The following is a 22,677-nucleotide window of genomic DNA, read 5'->3' as shown; positions in this document are numbered from 1 at the left end:
TAGTGTGTCCTTCTCTCTCTAGCAAGAAATATAGTTGAAAAAGAAATATTAAAAACATTCATTATGTTATTGACTAACAATTTAGGTTACCCTCGTGTGGGCGCGTTCCGCGAATTGAAAAAAGCCAATGAGGCCTATTGGGCTAAAAAATCTTCTGTTGAGGAATTATTGGACACAGCAAAAAAAATTCGTGAAGGCAATTGGAAAACACAAAAAGATGCTGGAATAGATTTGATCCCTTCCAATGATTTCTCTTTTTACGATCAAGTATTGGATTTAACCCTTACTGTTGGTGCAATTCCTGCTCGTTACCATTCTTTGTTGAATAAAGTAGACAACAACTACAGCTTAGACTTATATTTTGCCATGGCGCGCGGATTCCAACAAGAAGGAATCGATGTGACTGCAATGGAGATGACCAAGTGGTTGGATACCAACTACCACTATATGGTTCCTGAATTCACAAAAGATCAAGAGTTTAAATTGACTTCTGAGAAATTCTTAAATGAATACAACGAGGCAAAATCATTGGGTATTGAGACAAAACCTGTTTTATTAGGCCCAATCACTTACCTTTTGATCGGTAAAGAAAAAGAAGCTGGTTTCGACCGTATCGACCTATTAGACAAATTAATTCCTGTATATGAGCAAATCTTGTCTAAATTGGCAGAAGCTGGAGCACAATATGTTCAGATCGACGAGCCTTTCTTGGCATTGGATTTAGATGCAAAAGTAAAAGCATTATACCAACCTACGTTTGAGAAATTGGCTGCTGCTGCCAAAAACATCAAATTAATCGCGACGACTTACTTCGAAGCTTTAAAAGACAACGAAGATATCGCAGTTAACCTACCTATCCATGCTTTACATTTGGATTTGGTACGCGGTGAAAACCAGTTGGATACGGTACTAGCTAAAGTTCCTGCTTCATTAACATTATCTTTGGGTATTGTTGAAGGCCGTAACATCTGGAAAAATGATTACGAAAAATCATTGGTTAAAATCAAACAAGCTGTTGATGCATTAGGAAAAGACCGTGTATGGGTAGCTCCTTCTTCATCATTGTTGCACGTTCCTTTTGACTTAGACAATGAACACAATGAGCAATCGCTACCAGCTGAAGTAAAAAACTGGTTAGCTTTCGCTAAACAAAAATTAGCTGAGGTAAAAGACTTGGCCGTATTAGCAGAAGGTGAAGTTGATACTGAAACAGCAAAACGCTTCGAAGCGAACAAAGCTGCAGCTGAAAGCCGTCGTACTTCTCCACTGATCCACAAACCAGAGGTTAAAACACGTACAAGCAATATCACTGATGACGATGCGAAACGTACTTCAGCATTTGCTGACCGTAAAGCAGCGCAACAAGCGAAGTTCAACTTGCCGGCATTCCCTACCACAACTATTGGTTCATTCCCACAAACGAAAGATGTTCGTAAATGGAGAGCAGACCTGAAAAAAGGTGCTATCACGCAGGCAGAGTACGATAAAGCAATCGCAGAAGAAACTGAAAACACAATCCGTCTTCAAGAGCAATTGGATATCGACGTATTAGTACACGGCGAATTCGAACGTAACGACATGGTTGAATACTTCGGTGAACAATTGGCTGGTTACGCTTTCACACAAAACGGCTGGGTACAATCTTACGGTTCACGTTGTGTAAAACCTCCTATTATCTATGGTGATGTATACCGTCCTGAAGATATGACTGTCCGTTGGTCTTCATACGCTCAATCATTGACTAACCGTCCGGTTAAAGGTATGTTGACTGGTCCGGTTACCATCTTACAATGGTCTTTCGTACGTAATGACCAACCGCGTTCAACAACGACTTACCAAATTGCATTGGCGATCTTAGACGAAGTACAAGCGTTGGAAAAAGCAGGTATCAAAATCATACAAATCGATGAACCAGCAATCCGTGAAGGATTACCGCTACGTAAAGCTGATCAAAAAGATTACCTGAACTGGGCAGTACGTGCTTTCCGTGTTTCTTCATCAAATGTAGAAGACGATACACAGATTCACACACACATGTGTTACTCTGAGTTCAATAATGTAATCGAAGATATCGCTGCAATGGATGCTGACGTCATCACAATTGAGACTTCACGTTCTCAAATGAAATTGTTGAATGCTTTCGCTGGTGATTTCAAATATCCAAACGATATTGGTCCAGGTGTTTATGACATTCACTCACCACGTGTTCCAAGCAAAGATGAGATGGTAGATCTATTGCGTAAAGCAAAAGCAGTAGTTCCAGCAGAACAACTTTGGGTTAACCCTGACTGTGGTTTGAAAACTCGTGCTTGGCCAGAAACCAAAGCGGCTTTAGAGTCGATGGTTGAGGCTGCGAAAATCTTAAGAGCAGAATAATTCTTAAACTATATTGATAAAGCCCTAGATGAAATTTCATCTAGGGCTTCTTTATTGGACCTTGGTTCAAAACAAAAACCGTCATTCGGATAATGTGAGACTATTTTCGAGTGTTCTTCCTTTCTTTCTTGTTTTCCTTTTCTTTCCCGTTCTTAATTTCCTGTTTCCCCTTAATCCGATCTTCAATCGACTTCAGGCTTGACGAAAAATCAAGATCAACATTCTCAAGTTGTGCCATTTTTAACGCCTTCAATGCCTTTTTGTATTTTCTCAATTTTTCAAATAAAAGTGCTTTCTTGATCCATATCCCTGTCAAGGGCATCGCCGGAAGTGTCAAAGCAAATTTAATCGTCTTTTTTGCAGCTTCATACTCCCCCATATCAATCAGTGTCTGAATGAAATAAGGATATACCTCCAGTGCCTGCACATTATGCACCAAAGCTTCCTGGAAATACCTTTTTGCCTGCTCATAGTCCAATAGCTGTTCGGCATGAACTCTTCCCATCAAACACAGCGCCATTGTATTGGACTCATCATAAGACAGCGCATAGGATAAGGATTCCATGGTCTCCTCCAAATACATTGGATAGTTATCCAGTGCCTGAAGGACATATTTATTTACTGAATTCATAAAATTTTCTAAAACATAACATTCATATCCAGCTTTCACAATCATCTTGAAAGTAACTGGATTTCTAAAACTCTATAATAAGCTAAGCATATTGGAACAGTGGGCCACCATTTAGAGAGCCAATTTTTAGCCAATATCAACGTAGGTTACTTAACGTATTAAAAAAGAAGATTAGGAAAGGGCCGTATTCCGAAGAATATTCCCGAGAATCTTCTCTGTGGACGAAGCGGGATTTTCTAATATTGCAAACATATTCTTCCGTTTTTATTAATTACTCTGTTAAATTGCAAAGATTCAAAATATTTACCACATTCCCAAAAACTTTTGATTATTAATCTGTTATATCTCACAGCACGATATTGGCATATTATTGTCGCATCAATTTTGCTGAAATTCAATGACTATTTCCCCATCTTTGGACTATGGAAAGTCAATCAGCTAATCAATTAATCAAACTATCAAGAAAACGTAAGGGACTAACGCAGCAGGAACTCGCCGATCAGGCGGGTGTATCGCTAAGAACAGTGCAACGCATCGAAAAAGGCACTGAAGAAATCAGTGGATTTAGTCTCAAACAGATCAGTCAAATCTTAGAAATACCTTTAGAACAACTCATTATGCCAAATGTAAATCAAATCAGTATCGACAACAATCAAACAGGAAGTATTAAAGCGCTATATTTAGCATCGCTCACCTTTCTGGTCAATCCATTATTAGGATTATTGGTCCCAGCGATTATGGGCTATACGAAGCAAAATAAAGACGCCTTTTACAGTAAGCACCTAAAAAAAATAATTGTAATACATGCTGTTGGACTATTTTTTCTCGGAAGTTTCATAGGCTATATTATTATTGCAGATTTTTTTAAGATTTCACTACCGTCTTTTTTAAGCGATATATTCAATAGCGCCTATTTTTTACTCATCCCAGTATGCTACTACATATTGATTCTAACCTTCACTATTTTTAATTATATCACAATAAGGAAGGCCAAGCTCAGTGCTGCAAACTAAACCAATACAAATGAATTTGTTGCGTTCAAAATCATAGCGGTTTCTTTTGAACGATCAATACCCAATCATTCTCCAGCAACAGATAGCCTGTTTCATAAATAAAGTTATAGGTCTGTCCCTTGTTATTGGAAAAAGTATGTGTATGGAACTTAAAATCAAATCCCAATCGCTTTAACTTTTCCCGTTGTATCTTGATCATACCCTCCCCACTCAACGCTTCCAATAAAATACGACGGTTTTTTCGTAGGATATTATTCACATTGCGCACCATATTGGTCTGGTCGCTATTTAATTTATTGTTATAGGCGTTCCGGCAAGCATCATCACAAAATCGCTTGTCAGAACGGCCATATATATCCTTGCCACATTCAAGGCAAACTTTCTCGACAGAACTCATAACGGAAGATTAAACGACAACAAACGGTTACAATCGACTATAGTCGAATACAAATGGTAAATAGACGACTATAGTCTTTTCTCCGCCCCACCTTTGCTTAAGATCATCTGGCATCAATAGCCAATGACCGTCAACTAAAATAAGAATTATTAAAAACATTTAAAAATTAGACGCATGAGCACATTACGCAACAAAGTACAATTGGTTGGTCATTTAGGAAACGACCCATTAATCAAAACAACTTCCACCGGCACCAATTATTCCGTATTACGTCTCGCCACCAATGATCTCTTCAAGAACAAAGCCGGCGAGTGGGTTGAAGAAGTTCAATGGCATACACTCGTGGTTTGGGGTAATCAAAACAATACCATTGAAAAGAAATGCCAACGTGGGACCAAACTCATGGTTGAGGGCAAACTCACCTATCGTAATTATGAGAATGCAGATGGGGTAAAACAATATGTCACAGAAATTAAAGTAGATAATTTCTTGGTTTTATCAGAGTCAAACGGTGCCAAAGAAGACAGCCCAACACTTCCGGATGAAAATGAAGATGACCTCCCCTTCTAGTAGGGTCGGCGAGGTAGATTTTTCAAGCCTCTACCTCGTCGATTGTTCACAACTTATTTTGTTAGGCTTGCTGTCAACGCTCTTCCTAGGTTCTCAGCATAAGCCTTCCATAATTTGGCATCTTCCGGTGTAAACTTAGAAACAGCTTCAGTTTCTTTGGTCGCCCATTCCTGTCGTTTGGACGCAAGCTCCTTAAGCTTAACAACATCGCCACTTTTAGCAACAGTGATAAATTCCTTAATATATTTTGTGTAATCCTCCGCTAATTTTTGTGTCTCAACAGAACTAAATTTAGGTATTGGCACTTCGCCGCCTCTATTTCCCAACAGCGTTTTAGCCGTATCTTTTTTAATGTCAATAGCGGCAGTCGTATCTTTTACTTCGACGTTTTTAGTCGTGGAATTATTACAGGAAATAACAAAAAATCCAGCAATTAATGCTAATAAGGTTACTTTCTTCATCTATTTAAATTTAGTTTTTTATCCATGGTAATTTAGCCGTTTATGCATGTTGTACTGAAACTAAATAAATCACACTACTTTTAGCGGATCGACAAGTTCATCATTATCTATCTTACTTATAACATTACCGATTTATAACATTACCGTCCTTGAGATTTATTCTTACCAATAAAAACTAACTCTCTGTTGATGATACATTATCGTACTATCCAGGTACTGACTCCTTATCTTGGATCGGATCCTGCACAAATTTCCATTTTTATTGTGAGATAACAGTTTAGAATAAGCTATCATGAACCAAAGACGTGAATCAACAGCGCAAAAGTTTTACTTTATTGTCGAACTAATTTAATTACAATGCCCGACTTCACAAAATTTTTTGTGGGCATTCACATCTTCAGACCTGATTTAGTAGTCTTCTTTTCTTGCAGGAAAGTCAGCATCAGATCAACTTCAAAGCCGCTTTTAGCAGGTGTATTACAAGGGGTTAACAGGGGTATAGCAGGGGTGAATCCCTGTAAACCCCTTGTTACCCCCCTGTAAGTACAGTATAGTAACACCATTAACCTAGAATATGGTAACAATATGTAAATACGCTCGATACCGGCAATACCAAATCAATAGCAGGGAAAAGTTCCACGCAATTAGATTCGCTCAAACTTGGCATACAATTTCCAGAAATATGCTTTCTCTCCCAAAGTGAAATCAACCTTCTTCCAGACATTTAAGGCTAAACTAATCTCTTTTTCCTGCAAACTGTATTTTCCAATAAAGAACTCTTCCTCGGAAAAATACAAACCAAAGGCCTTATCCAAAGTATGTAAGCTCTGAACATCAACTTCTTCAAAAAACAAAATGGATTGAGGGCTAGCCAAAAAATCGCTCGGTACCGGAATAGCGTCAGCATATTCGATTGCGATGAGACGGTTCCTACTTTGCAAAGGAAATTCAATTATTGGAAGCTCATCTAATTTCGAAAAATGAGTACTCGCTTCAAAAATAGCATCCCGTTCCAGCAGCGGGATTTGTAACAATCTTTTACGTCCAATAATTGAAACATTTGGCTCAAAATAATCATTGAAATTAAGAATTTCATTGACAGATAGATTTTTTTCAATAAGATGCTGCACAGGAATGCCAAAATAATTTGCAATCTTAAGAACAATCTCAATTTTTGGTTCCGCACGCATTTCTTCGTAAGACGAAATATTACCTCTAGTAAGATTAAAAACATCCCCAAATGCCTGTTGGCTCATTCCTTTCACTTTTCTTAATTTCTTAATATTGTTCCCTACGTTACTCATTTTAAAAAAAATTGAATTTTTATTGCAAAATATTTTTGCATTTTTATTACCTTTATGCAAAGAATATGTGCAATATATAAAAAACTTGATTATGTACTTCTCAAAAATTGAAAATTATATCGCCAACATCGGTTACAACATTACCCATAAGGATACAAAAGAAGGAATCTTTGTCATCGAAAATGAAGACGACGGAATTCGTAACCTCATTGTAGGCATTGCCCAACCCATCCTGATTTTTGAGCAATACCTTTTTACAATCAGCAATGACAGCATGGATATGTTCAAATCACTATTGATAAAAAATAGAGATATTATCCACGGCGGATTTGCGTTAACGGAAGATGGTACCAAAGTTATATTTCGGTATACGTTACAAATACATAATCTCGACCAGAACGAATTCGATGCAGCCATCAATTCGCTGAGTCTGTTGATGAGTGAATATTATAATCAGTTAATAAGTTTTTCAAAATTATAGAATAATGAATATTTTTAAGAGAATTTTCAGAATCGGTCAAGCAGAGATCCACGCAGTCGTGGACAAAATGGAAGACCCCATCAAAATGACGGAACAGGGTATCCGTGAGATGAAAGAGGACCTGGAACAATCGTTGGAAGCCTATGCTAAAGTGAAGGCCTTAGCCATACGGACCCAAAACAATTGTGAAAAGAAAAAAGAAGAAGCCAATGAATTTGAGAACAAAGCTATTCTATTACTCCAAAAGGCACAAAAGGGAGAGCTAACGGCAGAAAAGGCCGAAGGTCTGGCAAAGGAAGCGCTGTTGCTGAAAAAACAGTTATTAATCGAAGCTAGTGAATTGGAGAAACAAGCTGTGATTCATCAAAGTTCAGCCGATGAGCTACACAAAAATGTAGACATTCTCAAATTCAATATATCGAAATGGGAAGGTGAACTCTCCACATTAAAGGCACGTGTAAAGGTCTCTAACGCAGCTAAAATGGTCAATCGGCAGCTCGCTAATATCGATTCCAATAGTACGATTTCCATGTTAGAACGTATGAAAGAGAAAGTCGAGGAAGACGAGGCACTAGCGAAGGCCTATGGCGAGATTGCACTAGGTAATAAAAGTAAAGTTGATGAGATTAACGAGACCATCGGCGGGTCTGAAGCCGTCAACAACGAATTAGAAGAACTAAAAAGAAAATTAAATAGTGATGAAAAGATTTGAGTATAAAACGCTAAAAATTGAACCTAAGGGTTTCTGGGGAACAAAGTTGGATCCCGAAAAAATTGATGAAATCTTAAATGATCTTGGAAATCAAGGCTGGGAACTGGTAACCATGCAGGACCTTGAGGTCAATGGCAGTTCCTGGTCGTTCCATTACACATTCAAAAGGGAGAAAATTTAAACAATAACACGATGACAGAACTAATCAATATCTTATTCAATCCATTATCCAATGGAATTATGACAGTCTTAACTGGCATGTCTGTAGTGTATTGGTTATTTATGTTTCTGATGGGTGATGGAGTACATCTCTTTGATGCCGATGCAGATATAGACCTCCATCCTACACCTGATGTCACGGACGTTGATGGATCACATGATATCGCAACTGAGGGGGGCGACCATGTTCATCATCATACGGATACGGGCGCTAATACAGAACCTGGTTTCTTTGCAAAAGCAATGGATTACATCAATGTTGGCAAAGTACCCATCATGCTTATTGTAACACTATTCAAATTTATAGGCTGGATAATTACCATTGTTTCTTCGCTCTTTATCGATGTTGCTTCATGGGGAATAAAGTCTGTATTTATCCTAATCCCCGTTTTCATTGTTACATTTATATTAATGCATTTTCTGACCAAACCCTTAGCTAAAATGTTTAAAACTATAGGTTACAATGGCGAAGAAAGTCACGATTTTCTTGGTCGCATGGGTAAAATGAGAGCCAGTATTGAAGGCAAGAAAATAGGTTCTGCCGAATTTATCATCCAACAGGACCCTATTCGCCTCAATGTTGTCAGCCACAATGGGGAGAAAATAGGCTACGGAGACGATGTCATTATTGTTGACGAATCCAAGGACAAGAAATATTATTATGTGACCAAAGAAATTACGATAGACAATATTTAATGAAAAAAGAAGAAAAGAATCGACACCTAAACAACTGTCCTAAAAGAACGGATATTTATTCTTTTAAATCCTAATCGTAAACCCAACTATTAAAATCTAAATAAATACAAATCATATGCTATATCAACCTCTTTTATTTTTAAGTGGCTTAAACGGAATTATACTTTTAATTGTCGGATTGGCTGTCTTTTTAATTTTTGCATTCTTTGTTGTATTGAGTGCATTCTATAAGAAAATTCCACAAGGGAAAGCAATTGTCCGTACTGGTGTTGGTGGTACAAAGGTAGCATTCAACAAAGGAATGTATGTTGTACCTGTATTTCACAAGATGGAGATCATGGACATCTCTATCAAAAAAATTGAGATCGCCCGTATGCAAGGTGAGGGTTTGATCTGCAAGGACAATATTCGTGCAGATATCAAAGTTGCTTTCTTTGTTCGCGTCAATAAAAGTGTAGATGATGTGATCAATGTTGCCCAAAATTTAGGTTGCGACCGTGCAAGTGAGCCGGAAACATTAAAAAGCATTTTTGAATCTAAATTCTCCGAGGCCTTAAAAACAGTCGGTAAGAAATTTGATTTCATCGAATTGTATGAAGCGCGTCGGGAGTTTCGCGACGAAATTTTGGATATCATCGGAACAGACCTGAACGGTTATATTCTAGATGACTGTGCAATCGACTATCTTGAGCAGACCGATATTGAGCATCTCAATCCAAACAATATCTTAGACAGTGAAGGCATTAAAAAGATAACGGAGCTAACGGCCAAGCAAAATATCAATGCCAATTTTATCCGTCGTGACGAAGAGAAGTTGATCAGAAAGCAAAACGTGGAAGCTCGTGAAGCGATTTTGGAACTTGATCGTCAACTTGCTGAAAAAGAAGAAAAACAAAAACGGGAAATTGATAACATCAGAGCACGCGAAGAAGCAGAAATAGCAAAGGTCCGTGAAGAAGAACGTCTCAAGTACGAAAGTGTCAGGATTTCTACCGAAGAGCAACTGGCAGTACAGGAAGAAAATAAGCTGCGTCAGATTATCATTGCTGAGAAAAACAAACAGCGCACAGATGCTGTAGAAGCAGAGCGCGTAGAGAAAGACCGTGCTTTGGAACAAACAGAACGTGAGCGCATTGTTACCTTGGCTCAGATCGACAAAGAACGCTCTATCGAGACGGAGAAGAAAAGTATCCAAGGGGTTATCAAGGAACGCGTACAATTGGAGAAAGGGGTTATTGAAGAGCAACAAGGCGTCCGAGACATCGAAGTGTTCCGTGAAGTAGAACGAAAGAAACAAGCGGGTGTTATTGCGGCATCACAAGAAGCAGAAGAAAAATTAATATCCACTGTTAAGGCGGCCGAAGCTGCAAAAATTGCTGCAGAGCAGGAAGCGGAGAAAAAAGTAATCGATGCAGAGGCGGCTCGTAAAATTGCCGAAAAACGTGCTCAGGAATTATTGATCGATGCTGAAGCGAAAAAAGAAGCATCGCTGAAGGAAGCCGAAAGTCGTAAGATTATTGCTGAAGCACAAGCCAAAGAAGAAGCCGCACTTGGCTTATCCGAAGCAGAAGTAATGGTTGCAAAAGCCGAAGCCGAAGAAAAACAAGGTACCGTTGAAGCTAATGTGATCGAGAAGAAAGCGGAAGCAATGCGTAAAGAGGGCTTAGCACAAGCGGAAGTTGTTCGTGAGAAAGCGCTTGCCGAAGCAAAAGGTATCGAAGAGAAAGCTGAGGCGATGAAGAAATTGGATGGTGTGGGCAGAGATCACGAAGAGTTCAAATTGCAATTGCAAAAAGAACGTGATATTAAACTCGCACACATCAATATCCAAAAAGACATTGCTCAAGCACAAGCTGGCGTATTGTCAGAAGCACTTAAAACGGCAAAAATAGATATCGTTGGTGGCGAAACCATGTTCTTTGAGAATATCGTCCGTCAAGTTTCCAATTCCAAAGGTTTTGATCACTTGATTGACAACTCTAAACATGCCACAGCTATTAAGAATTCACTGATAGGTCCAGATGGACAAGGAGACCTTGCAGAGAAGGTGCGTGGATTAGCCGATAAATATGGAATTTCCACAAACGATATAAAGAACCTCACAGTTTCAGCAGCATTGATTAAACTCCAACAAGCGGCGACTGACGCTGAAAATGGCGAAGACAAAAGCTTTATCAATTCTTTGTTCGGATTGGCGAAAAACTTGGGCATATCCAATAAAAAGTTGTCGTAATTAATACCCATTATTACCTGCAGATAATGTTCATAATCACTGCAGGTAATAAATAATGATTCTACCACATATACAAAGTCGATAAAGCTCAGTTTTATGCCAGAAGAAAACGTAATAAATCAGAACGACTCCCTTGATCAAGGTGCATACGAGATTATTCGGAAGCGGCTTCTTACACAAAAAGAAGAGCTATCTATCAAACTCCAGCAACTAAATAATGCCCGCAAGGAAGTCTTTAATGCGACAAGTTTTATACTCAAGGCCAACCAACGGATCACCACAGAAAATAATTGTGTTGCTCGCGGTATTTTAGCCCTGGACAATCTATGTATATTCGGTTATAACGTCCATTTTGGGTTACGCACCGAAATTAAACTCGAAGATGTTTTCAGTGTATATACGTTCGAAAACAATCAATTTATCCCACAATCACTCGATCTGATCAATGATCCTAATTTCATTGGCGATTACCAAAATTTATATAAATACTATCGCGACTCGATCTTTTCCAAGTTTCGACGTACGGAAAACTATCTTTATATGATCTTTCAGACCAGCAAAAATCCTGCTGACCTGAAGGCATTCAAGTGGTTGATTAAAGACGGAACGCTCCAATATCAGGACGACCGCAGCATTCATGAGGTTAAATTGCCTAATCAGTTTGAGTTTGACTGGACAAAAACAACCTTGGAAGACCGTCGCCTCGGAAAACACCCGCACATTTCCATTAAGGACAAGATCTTTATAGAAGCAATCAATGGCGATATTACTTTCAAAATTGAAAACAACACCGATACGGGGAAAGGAATCTACTCCGAAAAAGTGTCAAACGCCGACCAACAACTGGATGATGCGGATTACTACTATGCAGACCTTGGCAATTTGATTGCAGTTCGCATTAAACCGTATCAAGAAGATATCCGAGCATTTGTCTTTAACCAACGGACAAAAGAAGTTGTGAACCTTAAATCACTTAATGAATCGGCCATTCTACTACCCGATAGTCAAGGAATCATTTTTTCTAACGGATACTACCTGCAGAATGGCACCCATAAAATCTTTGACGTCCAGTTTGACCAGGTTAGTTTCCTTAGACGCATAGCATCACCAAACGGCGAAGACTTTCTCTATATCTTTTGTCAGGAGGAAACGAATACCTACATCTTACTGTCTTATAACATCATTCAGCAGCATGTCGAAACTCCGATCATCTGCAATGGCTTCACACTTTTCAAAGACGGTAGTTTAATTTACTTTCACACAGAGGCCGAAGCAACAAGGCATCATCAGGTTCAGATCTGGGAAACCCCTTACATGGCCGTACTCAAAGAAAATGAGCTAAAAAAAGACGATCCGCTTTATAAGGTCGGCAATAAACAGATCGTACAAGCCATGGCCGAAGCACAAGAAGTCATACAGCTCATCAACAAAGAAGACAGTTATGAAGGTCTTTACGAGGATATACTCAAAAAATCGACTGTCCTACTTGACTCCTATTTTTGGATAAAGGATGAAGCCTTGTCAAATCTTGGGCAGCCACTGGCACAGATCAAGGAGGTCGCCAATACAGCAATTGACGAATTTGTTAAGGTCCAAGCCCAACGTAAATACGCCACAGAGCTCAATAGCAGTGCCGAGAAGAAAATGGAGGAGCTTACCTTTTCCATCAATAGTACAGTAGTCGAGAAGCTTGATCAACTTGTTCATCAACTGGCAGATTCACGTCGTTTACAAGGCGAAATCATTGACCTCAAAAATGTCAAATATATTGATGTAGTCCGCATCGATGCTTTACTCGATAAACTACAGTCAATCACCACCGAGCTCGCCGAAAAGACAATTGCCTTCTTGCTTCGCGACGAGGCTTTACACCCCTATGAGCAGAAAGTGGAGCAACAGAAAAACAATGTTGCAGCAATTATCAAGGTCTATGACGCCAAGGCGATCGAGGAAGCCAATTCGGCTATATCGAGTGAGCTGGAGCTGTTGATCGATATTCTAAACAGTTTAAAAATCGACGACTCCACTCAAACCACCAAAATTATCGAAAAGATAGCTGTTATTTTCTCTTCCTTGAATGAAGTCCGGTCGCAGCTTACACGCAAACTCAATTCATTAAAAAGTACGGAAGCCATTGCAGAATTTTCTGCCCAACTTACATTACTGGAGCAGTCTGTCACCAACTACCTTGAACTCTCTACGACAACAGAAAAAGTAGACGAGTATTATACCAAGGTCATTGTTCAACTGGAAGAACTTGAAAGTAAGTTCTCAGAATTTGAGGACTTCGCCCTGAAGATAGCAGATAAGCGCGATGAAATCATCAAAGCATTTAATTCCCGCAGAGAGCAAATCGTTGAACAGATCAACAAACGAAGCTCTTCACTCGAACAAATTGGCCTTCGTGTATTAAAGAATATCGAAAACAAGTCAAAGACATTTGCAACGCGTGAGGAAATCCTAAGTTTCTTTGCTTCAGATTTGATGATTGACAAAATCAGACAACTTGTACAAGAACTGCAAACGCTCAGTGATGTTTCAAAAGCTGAAAATCTTGAAAACCTACTCAAAAAATCTCAAGAGGATGCATTGCGCATTTTACGTGACAAGAATGATCTATTTGTAGATGGAGAGAACATTATTGCGCTTGGCAAGCATAAATTTGCCGTCAATAGTCAGTCACTCAGTTTAACGCTCGTACGCAAAAATGACGAAATATACTTCCATCTTACCGGAACGAGCTTCTATCAAAAAGTCAAGGGATCCGAGATTGAAAACTTTAGAGATATTTGGGATCAGGAACTGATTTCCGAAAACAAAGACGTATACCGGGCTGAATATCTCGCCTATAAAACATTTCTTGCTTCTAAAGGACAGCAAGATTTTGATGCCAACCTGTTTATCAATCAGACTGTCGAGCAAAGTTATTCGGAAGGTTATGTCAAAGGAGTGCATAATTTTGATGCCCTGGTAATCTATGATACCATAAAACAGCTTGACAGCAAGCTTGATCTTTTACGTTACGATGCTCATTTGCGTGCTATGGCGCAGTTGTTTTGGCATTCACTGGCCCAAGACCAACAGGAAAAACAAAAGGCGTTGATCCAATCTACACACTCGGTATTAAAAGCATTTCCAAATTCCACACGCTATCAATCTGTCGTTGACGAACTCACAACATTATTCAACAATTGGGACACTCATTTGGATCGCTCGACAATTGATGGAGAGGAGATCGCGAGCTATCTTTTCCAGACTTTCACAAGCTACAGCAAGTTTGTCGTCAGTGAGCAATCGGATGAACTGAAGAAGGCTTTCATCAGGTTATTGGAAAACAAAAAGAGTTTCAAACTCTTTGAAGCAGATATTCAGCATACACAATTTAGTCTCGTAGACCGTTTCTATTTGACTTTAAATTGGCTAAATTCTTTTATCGACGAGAACAGTAATTACCAGGCTTTCCACAAGTACATTGAGGAAACTGCAGTCACACTTCTTTATCCAAAAGATGAATACCAATTGATCATCGCCAAAGACAATGCGCTCATCCAGGGATTAAAGGGAAATCATCCTATCTTGAACAATGGAGAAGAACAGATTCAATACCATCAATTTCTGAGTAGGTTGAAGACATTTGCCGAATTGAATGCCCCTCGTTTTCAAGAATTCGCTTCTTTGAAGGAGCAGCTTGGAAAAACATATGCCAAGGAGCTGAAAATCGGAGAATTTGAACCAAAAGTCTTAACATCTTTTGTCCGAAATAAGTTGATCAACGAAGTTTACTTTCCATTGATCGGAAATAACCTGGCCAAACAACTTGGAGCAGCTGGCGACAATAAACGTACCGCCAGAATGGGTATGCTTCTCCTCATTTCTCCTCCAGGTTACGGAAAGACAACATTAATGGAATATCTCGCGAAAACCATGGGTTTACATTTTGTAAAAATCAACGGACCTACAATTGGGCATTCCATTACTTCAATTGATCCTGTGGAGGCGAAAACTTCTGGTGAACGTGAGGAACTTAAGAAGATTAATCTTGCCTTCGAAATGGCCGACAATGTGATGCTCTACCTCGATGATATCCAACATTTGAATCCGGAATTCCTACAGAAATTTATTTCATTGGCAGACGGACAACGTAAGATCGACGGTATTTTTGAAGGCGAGAGTAAAACATATGATTTGCGTGGGAAAAGATTCTGCATCGTAATGGCTGGAAACCCCTATACAGAAAGCGGGTCTAAATTTCAGATTCCAGATATGCTTGCCAACCGTGCCGACGTCTACAATCTGGGGGATGTGATCGGTGATACCGAAGCACTATTCAATCTAAGCTTGATCGAAAATGCGGCAATTGAAAACAGCTACCTTGAAAAAATAGCAAGCAAATCCTTCAACGATTTTTATGCTTTAGTGAACTACGCGCAATCAGTGGTAGACCAACTTCCCGATTTAGAAGGCAATTACCTGAAGCAAGATATCGATGATTTTATAACGGTATTAAAACATGTATTAAAGATCAGAAATGTTGTCATCAAGGTCAATCAAAATTATATTCAAAGTGCGGCCATGCAAGACAATTATCGAACAGAACCGCCGTTCAAAATGCAAGGATCTTACCGGAATATGAGCAAGCTCATTGCGCAGATCGTGCCCATGATGAACGATGAGGAGATTGATCAGGTTCTCCTCGCACATTATGAAAGCGAGTCACAAACCCTTACTGCCGATACAGAAAGTAATCTTCTAAAATTGAAAGAACTCGCCGGATTGATAAACAATGTGGAACAAGAACGCTGGGAACACATCAAACAAATCTTCCGCAAGAACAATAAACATGGTGGTTTGGCCAAAGATGATAAGGTGTTTGCACAAATGCAGGACTTTAACGAAAACCTAGAGGGTATCATACAGGCCATTCGTGCTTATAAGAACTAATATTTAACATTGCTATTCCAGTGGACTTTACCTGTCTATTCAGCTGGAATAGCAGTATTTCTGATACGACTACTGTCAAATATTTTTTAAGCATTAGCTATTTTTAGGTTAATTAATGATTACCTTTAATAGTATCAAATGATAGTATCATCATAATGAAACCACCATATATTATTACAAGTGAAACTTTAAAATTAATTAGTTCTATTTCAGAGAGAATAGGAGAAATTAATGCTGCTCATTTATATAAACCCACCACGGAGCTACGAAAAAAGAACCGTATAAAAACGATTCAATCGTCTTTAGAAATCGAAGGTAACACGTTAACTGAGGAACAAATTACCGCATTATTAGAAAATAAAAGAATTATCGCACCCAAAAAGGATATTTTAGAGGTACAAAATGCTATAAAAGTTTATGACAAATTAAATGATTTTAATCCTTATGAATTAAAAAATTTAGAAAAGGCTCATTCTCTCCTGATGAATGGGTTGATCGATAATGCAGGAAAATTAAGAACTACGAATGTGGGTATTGTAAAAGGTTCAAAGGTAAAACATATTGCCCCAAGTGGGACAATGGTTAAAGGTTTGATGAAAGATCTTTTTGCTTATCTAAAAAAAGACGCAGATTTAATTCTCATCAAAAGTTGTGTATTCCATTATGAATTTGAATTTATACATCCGTTTATCGACGGCAACGGCAGAATGGGGAGATTATGGCAGACATTGATTTTAATGCAGCGATATCCTGTTTTTGAGTTTTTACCCATTGAGAGCCTAATCAAACAAAAGCAAGATGCGTATTACGCAAAGCTCTCAGAGTCGGACAAAGAGGGTAGCTCAACACCATTTATTGAGTTCATGCTTGGGATTATTCTGACCGCTTTAGAAGAACTTTTACAAGCTCAAAATAAAACACTTCGTTTAGAAGACAGAATAAGTCTGTTTAAAGAGAAAATCGGTCAAAATAAATTTCATCGAAAAGACTATCTACAAACTTTTAAGAATATTTCCGCTCCCACTGCAAGCAGGGATCTAAAATGGGCTGTTGAACAAAATATTTTAAAGAAGTTTGGAGAGCAACGATTGACAGAATATCAATTCAAGTAATTTACTATATAATGAAAACAACAAATCTATATTTAACATTCGGCTATACATTTAGTTCTTCTTGCTGACATTCGATGATATAATCACCCTCCTCAGGATATTTAGTATGATATTTCGTTTCCATAATTGTTTTGCACTCTATAATACTATTTCATTAAAACCAAATAATACGACCATCTTCTGCGCGAAGGCTATCTTAGCAATGTCCAATAAACGTTCAAGTTCCACCATATCTGGAATGTGACGTTTCATACGCAATGTATCTTCATCTAAATCTTCAAAATCGGCTACACGCCAATTTATATAAGCATCATGGACTTCAATGGAAATTTGGAACATATTGTTCAGGAGATCAGAGAATATAAGAACCGGATATCCATTTTACTTACCTCCATTTAAAAAAACCTGAGATAAGCAAAATCAAAGCTATTTCAATAAAAAGTTCCCAAAATGGGAACTTTTTATTGAGTTTGTTATAAGATTAAAAAATATTGAGAGTAAGATTAAAGAAAATACTACTAGGCTATGAGCTTTTCCATCTTTTACAATTATCCGCCCTTCACAGCCCCCGAAGAAACTGTAAATATGCCAAAGTCGTCGATCAGCATACGTTCCTTAACGACTCCATTGTAGGCCATCAGACGGTCTAATTCTTTCTGCGAACGACGGCGCATCACCCAGTCTTTTTTCTGATGACTGTTTAACACGTAAGCAATCATCTTTAACTGTGGATGCCATGGCTGTCCAGTATAAACCAAATGACTGCTTTCTTCACAAATCGAAGTTGCACCTTTTACAGCTCTACTTGCCATTTCGTTATCACCAAAAAGTTCAAAGATACCTGAGATAATAACAATGTTAGGCTTGAATTCCAGTTTGGAATAGGTAGCTGGATCAAAACAATCGTAGTTGGTAAATCGTATTCCCTGCAATCCGTTTCTACGGATAATCTTCTCTCCTACCGCAATATTTGACAACAGGAATTCATTAATCACGATTTCGGCCTCGGGATATTTTTCTTTAATATCAAATAAGTAATTTCCGGTCCCACCCGCAATGTCCAATATCTTAACGGTTTTCCCAGCAGCTTTAACTTTTGTTATATGCTCTTCCAGCAACTGTAACAAGTGTTGTTTTCGAATGCGAATTCCTTTCCAGCCGATGGCCTCCAGATAACCACGGTCGAGGATGCGGCCAAAGCGGTTTTTACCCTGCGATTCATTGCGATAGACGTAATCCAGCGATATCCCAGAATCAAATCCAAACTGCAGGCCTAAATTCATTCCTTTACTTAAGGAACCTATTTTACCCAATGCCCATTTCTGGACCGCATAATTCAATTTTTCACCCGCAGGAAGTAACTTATGGTATAATTGTTCATACTCTTTCACCGAAAACTCATCGGGTTCAAGCGTCAGCTCAGGACTTTGTCGGGCATAGGCCTTGTCGATAAAGTTTCGCAGATACTGGTACACCTTCTGCCGGTTTGTTTCAAATAGAATCCCATGGTAGAAATTACGTAATGTAATAAAGGTCTTCAACTTTGAAGCAATTGTCACAAAGAATTTTTTCTGCACCGAATTTTTGACCACATAATCTTTTTCAGCAGAAAGGACAATCACAGGAATATCAATCGCCGCAGCGTCTTCAACGATACGCTCACCAGCTTTTAATAGATCAACCAACAGAGCGCCATTGATAGATTTGGAAATCAAAGGATCGGCATCGTAAGCCTTCTGCTGGTCTATATCGTGAGTCAACACTTTAGATTTGACATAACTCTGGATAATCAGATCTTTTTTTAGCTTTGTTCCCAAAGCAATCATCTGATTTGCCAAGGGCACATATAATTTAATTTCAAATGCAGGTGCCAACAATGCAATACCTGCGACTTTAGGAGCAAAATCATGTACCCAGGCACTGACAACAACTCCTGCAATACTATTGGCGATAACGAAAATGTCTTTCGAATCAACCAAATATTCACGGCCTATATAATGAACGAAACTATCCAGATCCCGTACATAATCCATAAAGATCGGTGAAACTGGTTCTTTCGTATAACCATGTCCGCGCAAATCAAATGCAAAGATTGAATGATCGGCAAACTGTGGATCCGTAGCCATCTCCTGCAGACGTTCCGAATGCTCATGCCCACGGTGCAGCACAATCAATACCCGCTGTCCAGCCTGATAATTCCAAACGCGATATAATAACTCCCCTTGATCAAAACTCTTGAAGTAACCTGATTTCATGTATAATTTTACTGACTAATATCAAATAGTATATTTAACAACAAAGATCATGCAAATGACCGTCTAGCTATTTCTCTCAACTAGCACCTCCATCAACTTAAGTGCATGTTTATGCAATACAAGATGCTTATTATGAGATTTAACCAAATCTATAGCATCCATTAAATCTAAAGATAATATTTTTTGTGACAATAGAACAGCAAAAATCATACTCCTGCTGTAGCCCATTGTACAATGTATAATCATATTTTCACCTCGCTTCAATTGCTGATAACGGATGACGAGCGCAGCCAATATCCTTTCGGCATCAGCCAGCGTAATTGCCGCTATATCCAACAATGGAAATGAATGATAGTTTTCCTGTACATGTAGGATCGCTATTTCTTCCAATTCGGCAGCCAGGTCAAAAACAACCAGATGCTTCAGACCAAGCACATGGAGATCTCCTGCTGTCGTCCTCGGGCCTACATAACAACCTGGTAAAATCTCAAGCAATGGCAGATTATTACGACGTCTTGCGAATCGCCACAACAACCAATAAATCCATTGGTATGGGCTATAAAACAATTTCTTAAAGCCGGATATCCAACCTTTTTCATTTTTCAGAAACCTTGGATTATTGATAACATAATTCCTTCCTACCGCAATACAGACTAAGGATGGCCAACACAAAAGATATAATCCAAATGCATGAGTTCCGCCCCACAATGCCAGTAACAGTAAACACCAGCCGATGGCGTAGTAAACGTTGCCAATTCCCTGGTTTCTACGACAAACCTCGGCCTCCAAGTCTAATTTCGCCTTTTCGTCTAATTTCATCTTTTCGGTACCGGCCAAAAAGGGCAAATGCCCCGCCTTTAGCCTCAATAAAGCGCTGTCATGAAGCAATCCCGATGGTGATGGGAATAGGACAAATCCAACATGAACCAGAATCAACGCGGTCAACACATCCACCAGATGGTGCTGATAAACGGTGAGTGTAGCAATCCCCATGAATAGCAGCCAAATCCCCACTACCCAGCGTGTCCAACCTTTTAGCGCCCTACCGAGCACAGACCAAAACAGACATGCATACGCCACATGCAACGAAGGTGCTTGATTAAATGGAGAGTCATGCTTACTTAAAAAGGCGAAGAAGAATTTAAAAACAGGATGCTCAACGCTAGGCCTATCAAAAGAAAATCGCAAGGGAAAAATAGAAAAACAACAAATAGAGACGATGGTAATGAAACTGAAACGCTTCGTATAGACCCAAAGCTCTTCTCGACTTCGACAACAGAAAGGAACCAAAGCGAAGAACAAACCGCTACTCATGTAGGGGATAATCATCCAAGAAACGAACGGCATAAAGTGTTCAAAAGGAAACACAAACGAAGATACAGTAGCCTGATTTGCAGCATGGACCGCAGCAGCAGAATAAGTCAACTGGAAAAATAGCGCACAATAAAGGAAAACAGCAAATTGCAGCCCCCTATTTTTCAATCGTTTTTCATCCATTTGGCCTTCCTTGACATAATTTTATTCAACACGATATTTGGAAGTAGTCCCAGAGATGCCATCAACCACTTCATACGCTTCGGAAAAACGACTTGCTTCTTCTTCTGTTCGATAGCTGTCATTATACGCTGTGCTGCATCGTCTACAGGGATTAAGAATGGCTTTTTAGACAAATCTTGCTTATTGAGCGCTCTCAATTTTTCCGTATCAACATAGCCCGGAGCAATAACAGTAACCGCAATTCCATACGGATAGAGTGCCCTACGATACGCATCAGCCACTTGGATTGCAGCACGCTTTGTCTTACTATATAGGCTTGAATTGGGAAAATGGAGCGTTCCCGAAACTGATGCAACGATTGCAATTTGTCCTCCCGACTGACCTTGCATAGCAGTTCTTGCCGCTTCAAAACAATTTAAAGTGCCCATGATATTGATCTGGAGCATAGCCACCGCTTCCTGATAGCTTATTTGTTGAGCAACGTCATCCGCGTAACTCCCTGTACAATTGATAAAGAGATCTAAAGGCATATGTGCACAAAATGAACTGACCGCATTTTGCAGGCTGCCCAATTGACATACATCGACTTCAAAACTTCTGATGCTATGTCCCCAGGAATATGCTGACATTTTCGTCAAATCACGCCCACATACCGCTACCTCGGCTCCTCGCTCAAGATAACGCTTGGCCAAAGCAAGGCCTATTCCACTTGTACCACCGGCAATAAATACTTTCATTTCAATGAATTTAATGTCGCCTCATAACCATAGTTCCATTGCGCTTCCATCGCTTCCGCAAATTCTTGTTGATCAATCGGGAAAGACAGCGTAACTTCAAATTTAGACCAATCAATTCCTTTTTTACAGTATTTCCCAGCTAATTGTTCCGCGGCATCCTGTGTATCAATCCAATGTGCATACGGAAACTGCTGTTCCAAATCTGTTAATCGTTTATTTCCGCTAAAGCCTAATACTGCCCGAACCAACGCTTCTTCTTGCGGTTTATAAGGTTGTTTTCGCTCACATATGATGTTTTGAGCAAGCGACTTTGCTAGCTCCATTGGTACAAGATCAATTGCTCCACCCGTATAATAGGTTTTATTGGAGCATACAGGTTCAATATAAAACATATCGGACATCGAAATACGGGCCGCCTGTAGCATAGAAAACTCAGCACTCAAATGAACCGCTTTAGCCACTGCACTATGCTCGTAATTACTAGCCGAAATTCCTATTGCCTCAACGGGCACGTTTGCCAATACATCCTGAGTTCCCATCAATATCTTTTGATAGAGTTTCCGGTCCCCACGCCGCTGCCCAACTTCAGACGGACTGAACAGCACTTTAGCGCCGACCACAAGTGCTGGAATTGCTGCTGAGAATGGTCTATCCAATGTAGGCAATAGTAAGGAAAGATCCTGTTCCATATGGACGAGATAGCGATTAAAAACATCCTCAATAAAGGGTGCCCGTTTTTTATTAAACTGTTTTTTCAAAACATACACGCCCAGCCTCCCCAAACGACGCTGTTCTGTAAGCCGATGATGCAGGAAAAACTGATAAAACTCGTCTGATTGCAGATAGGACTTGCGAGCTTCATGTGTAGCAAAGGCCTGTATAACAGCCACTGCCATTGAACCACCGCAGCTCGCGATAAGCAGATCTGGCTTTAAGCCCAGCTCATCCAGCGCAGCGTACATACCAAGATATATACTGAACCGAGTTCCACCCCCCGAAAATAAAACAGCACGTTGATAAGCCATCAGATTGAAATTTTAGT

The 22,677-nt window shown here is 39.3% G+C and carries 18 protein-coding genes; 10 read left to right on the top strand and 8 right to left on the bottom strand.

What is annotated here, in order from left to right; translation table 11 throughout:
- Positions 1 to 63: 63 nt before the first annotated feature.
- On the top strand, positions 64 to 2,376 hold the full coding sequence (metE, locus tag CBM24_RS02135) for a 5-methyltetrahydropteroyltriglutamate--homocysteine S-methyltransferase (RefSeq protein WP_088160068.1): 2,313 nt from the start codon (positions 64 to 66) through the stop codon (positions 2,374 to 2,376).
- A 100-nt stretch (positions 2,377 to 2,476) separates the two neighbouring features.
- Here the strand turns inward: metE and CBM24_RS02130 are convergent, their stop codons facing one another.
- Positions 2,477 to 3,007: a hypothetical protein gene (locus CBM24_RS02130; RefSeq protein ID WP_075994615.1), complete on the bottom strand. Its 531-nt coding sequence runs from the start codon at positions 3,005 to 3,007 to the stop codon at positions 2,477 to 2,479.
- A 422-nt stretch (positions 3,008 to 3,429) separates the two neighbouring features.
- Between CBM24_RS02130 and CBM24_RS02125 the strand changes: the two genes are divergently transcribed.
- A complete protein-coding gene (locus CBM24_RS02125) occupies positions 3,430 to 4,020 on the top strand; it encodes a helix-turn-helix domain-containing protein (RefSeq protein WP_088160067.1) in 591 nt (196 codons plus the stop codon).
- Between the two features lie 31 nt (positions 4,021 to 4,051).
- Here CBM24_RS02125 and CBM24_RS02120 read toward each other — a convergent pair whose 3' ends face one another.
- A complete protein-coding gene (locus tag CBM24_RS02120; protein ID WP_088160066.1) occupies positions 4,052 to 4,417 on the bottom strand; it encodes a hypothetical protein in 366 nt (121 codons plus the stop codon).
- Between the two features lie 174 nt (positions 4,418 to 4,591).
- On the opposite strand from CBM24_RS02120, the gene CBM24_RS02115 reads away from it, so the two are divergent.
- Entirely contained in the window at positions 4,592 to 4,987 is a 396-nt protein-coding gene (locus CBM24_RS02115; RefSeq protein WP_075990849.1) for a single-stranded DNA-binding protein, read from the top strand.
- A gap of 53 nt (positions 4,988 to 5,040) precedes the next feature.
- On the opposite strand, the gene CBM24_RS02110 is transcribed toward CBM24_RS02115, so the two are convergent.
- Both CBM24_RS02110 and CBM24_RS02105 read right to left on the bottom strand, forming a co-directional pair.
- Entirely contained in the window at positions 5,041 to 5,448 is a 408-nt protein-coding gene (locus tag CBM24_RS02110) for a hypothetical protein (RefSeq protein WP_088160065.1), read from the bottom strand.
- Between the two features lie 644 nt (positions 5,449 to 6,092).
- Positions 6,093 to 6,812: a helix-turn-helix domain-containing protein gene (locus tag CBM24_RS02105; RefSeq protein ID WP_232475664.1), complete on the bottom strand. Its 720-nt coding sequence runs from the start codon at positions 6,810 to 6,812 to the stop codon at positions 6,093 to 6,095.
- 31 nt (positions 6,813 to 6,843) lie between these two features.
- Here CBM24_RS02105 and CBM24_RS02100 point away from each other — a divergent pair, with 31 nt between their 5' ends.
- From CBM24_RS02100 to CBM24_RS02070, 7 genes are all read left to right on the top strand, one after another.
- Entirely contained in the window at positions 6,844 to 7,233 is a 390-nt protein-coding gene (locus tag CBM24_RS02100) for a YbjN domain-containing protein (protein ID WP_088163431.1), read from the top strand.
- Between the two features lie 4 nt (positions 7,234 to 7,237).
- Positions 7,238 to 7,945, top strand: coding sequence for a PspA/IM30 family protein (locus CBM24_RS02095; RefSeq protein ID WP_088160063.1), 708 nt, complete (start codon positions 7,238 to 7,240; stop codon positions 7,943 to 7,945).
- Positions 7,932 to 8,126: a DUF4177 domain-containing protein gene (locus CBM24_RS02090; protein WP_088160062.1), complete on the top strand. Its 195-nt coding sequence runs from the start codon at positions 7,932 to 7,934 to the stop codon at positions 8,124 to 8,126. Before CBM24_RS02095 ends, CBM24_RS02090 begins: the two co-directional genes overlap by 14 nt.
- Before the next feature lie 11 nt (positions 8,127 to 8,137).
- On the top strand, positions 8,138 to 8,860 hold the full coding sequence (locus CBM24_RS02085) for an OB-fold-containig protein (RefSeq protein WP_088160061.1): 723 nt from the start codon (positions 8,138 to 8,140) through the stop codon (positions 8,858 to 8,860).
- Between the two features lie 115 nt (positions 8,861 to 8,975).
- On the top strand, positions 8,976 to 11,093 hold the full coding sequence (locus CBM24_RS02080) for a flotillin (protein WP_088160060.1): 2,118 nt from the start codon (positions 8,976 to 8,978) through the stop codon (positions 11,091 to 11,093).
- Positions 11,094 to 11,189: 96 nt separating this feature from the next.
- Positions 11,190 to 16,034 carry a DNA repair ATPase gene (locus tag CBM24_RS02075; protein WP_088160059.1) on the top strand — a complete coding sequence of 1,615 codons (4,845 nt, stop codon included), beginning with the start codon at positions 11,190 to 11,192 and terminating at the stop codon, positions 16,032 to 16,034.
- Positions 16,035 to 16,189: 155 nt separating this feature from the next.
- Complete coding sequence (locus CBM24_RS02070) at positions 16,190 to 17,146, top strand: Fic family protein (protein WP_088160058.1); 957 nt, start codon at positions 16,190 to 16,192, stop codon at positions 17,144 to 17,146.
- A gap of 548 nt (positions 17,147 to 17,694) precedes the next feature.
- Here CBM24_RS02070 and CBM24_RS02060 read toward each other — a convergent pair.
- The 4 genes from CBM24_RS02060 to CBM24_RS02045 all read right to left on the bottom strand — a co-directional run bounded on the left by CBM24_RS02060 (position 17,695) and on the right by CBM24_RS02045 (position 22,660).
- Positions 17,695 to 19,401 (bottom strand): bifunctional alpha/beta hydrolase/class I SAM-dependent methyltransferase, encoded by a 1,707-nt coding sequence (locus tag CBM24_RS02060; protein ID WP_088160056.1) that lies wholly within the window; start codon positions 19,399 to 19,401, stop codon positions 17,695 to 17,697.
- Positions 19,402 to 19,464: 63 nt separating this feature from the next.
- Positions 19,465 to 20,898 carry a phosphatase PAP2 family protein gene (locus CBM24_RS02055; RefSeq protein ID WP_088160055.1) on the bottom strand — a complete coding sequence of 478 codons (1,434 nt, stop codon included), beginning with the start codon at positions 20,896 to 20,898 and terminating at the stop codon, positions 19,465 to 19,467.
- Positions 20,880 to 21,635 (bottom strand): SDR family NAD(P)-dependent oxidoreductase, encoded by a 756-nt coding sequence (locus CBM24_RS02050; protein WP_088160054.1) that lies wholly within the window; start codon positions 21,633 to 21,635, stop codon positions 20,880 to 20,882. Before CBM24_RS02050 ends, CBM24_RS02055 begins: the two co-directional genes overlap by 19 nt.
- Positions 21,632 to 22,660: a patatin-like phospholipase family protein gene (locus tag CBM24_RS02045; RefSeq protein WP_088160053.1), complete on the bottom strand. Its 1,029-nt coding sequence runs from the start codon at positions 22,658 to 22,660 to the stop codon at positions 21,632 to 21,634. Before CBM24_RS02045 ends, CBM24_RS02050 begins: the two co-directional genes overlap by 4 nt.
- Positions 22,661 to 22,677 lie beyond the last annotated feature (17 nt).

The sequence above is a fragment of the Sphingobacterium sp. G1-14 genome (assembly GCF_002196555.1).
Lineage (GTDB): Bacteria > Bacteroidota > Bacteroidia > Sphingobacteriales > Sphingobacteriaceae > Sphingobacterium > Sphingobacterium siyangense.
Note: the sequence above shows the minus strand (reverse complement) of the source record. Positions and strands in the feature narration are given on the sequence as shown.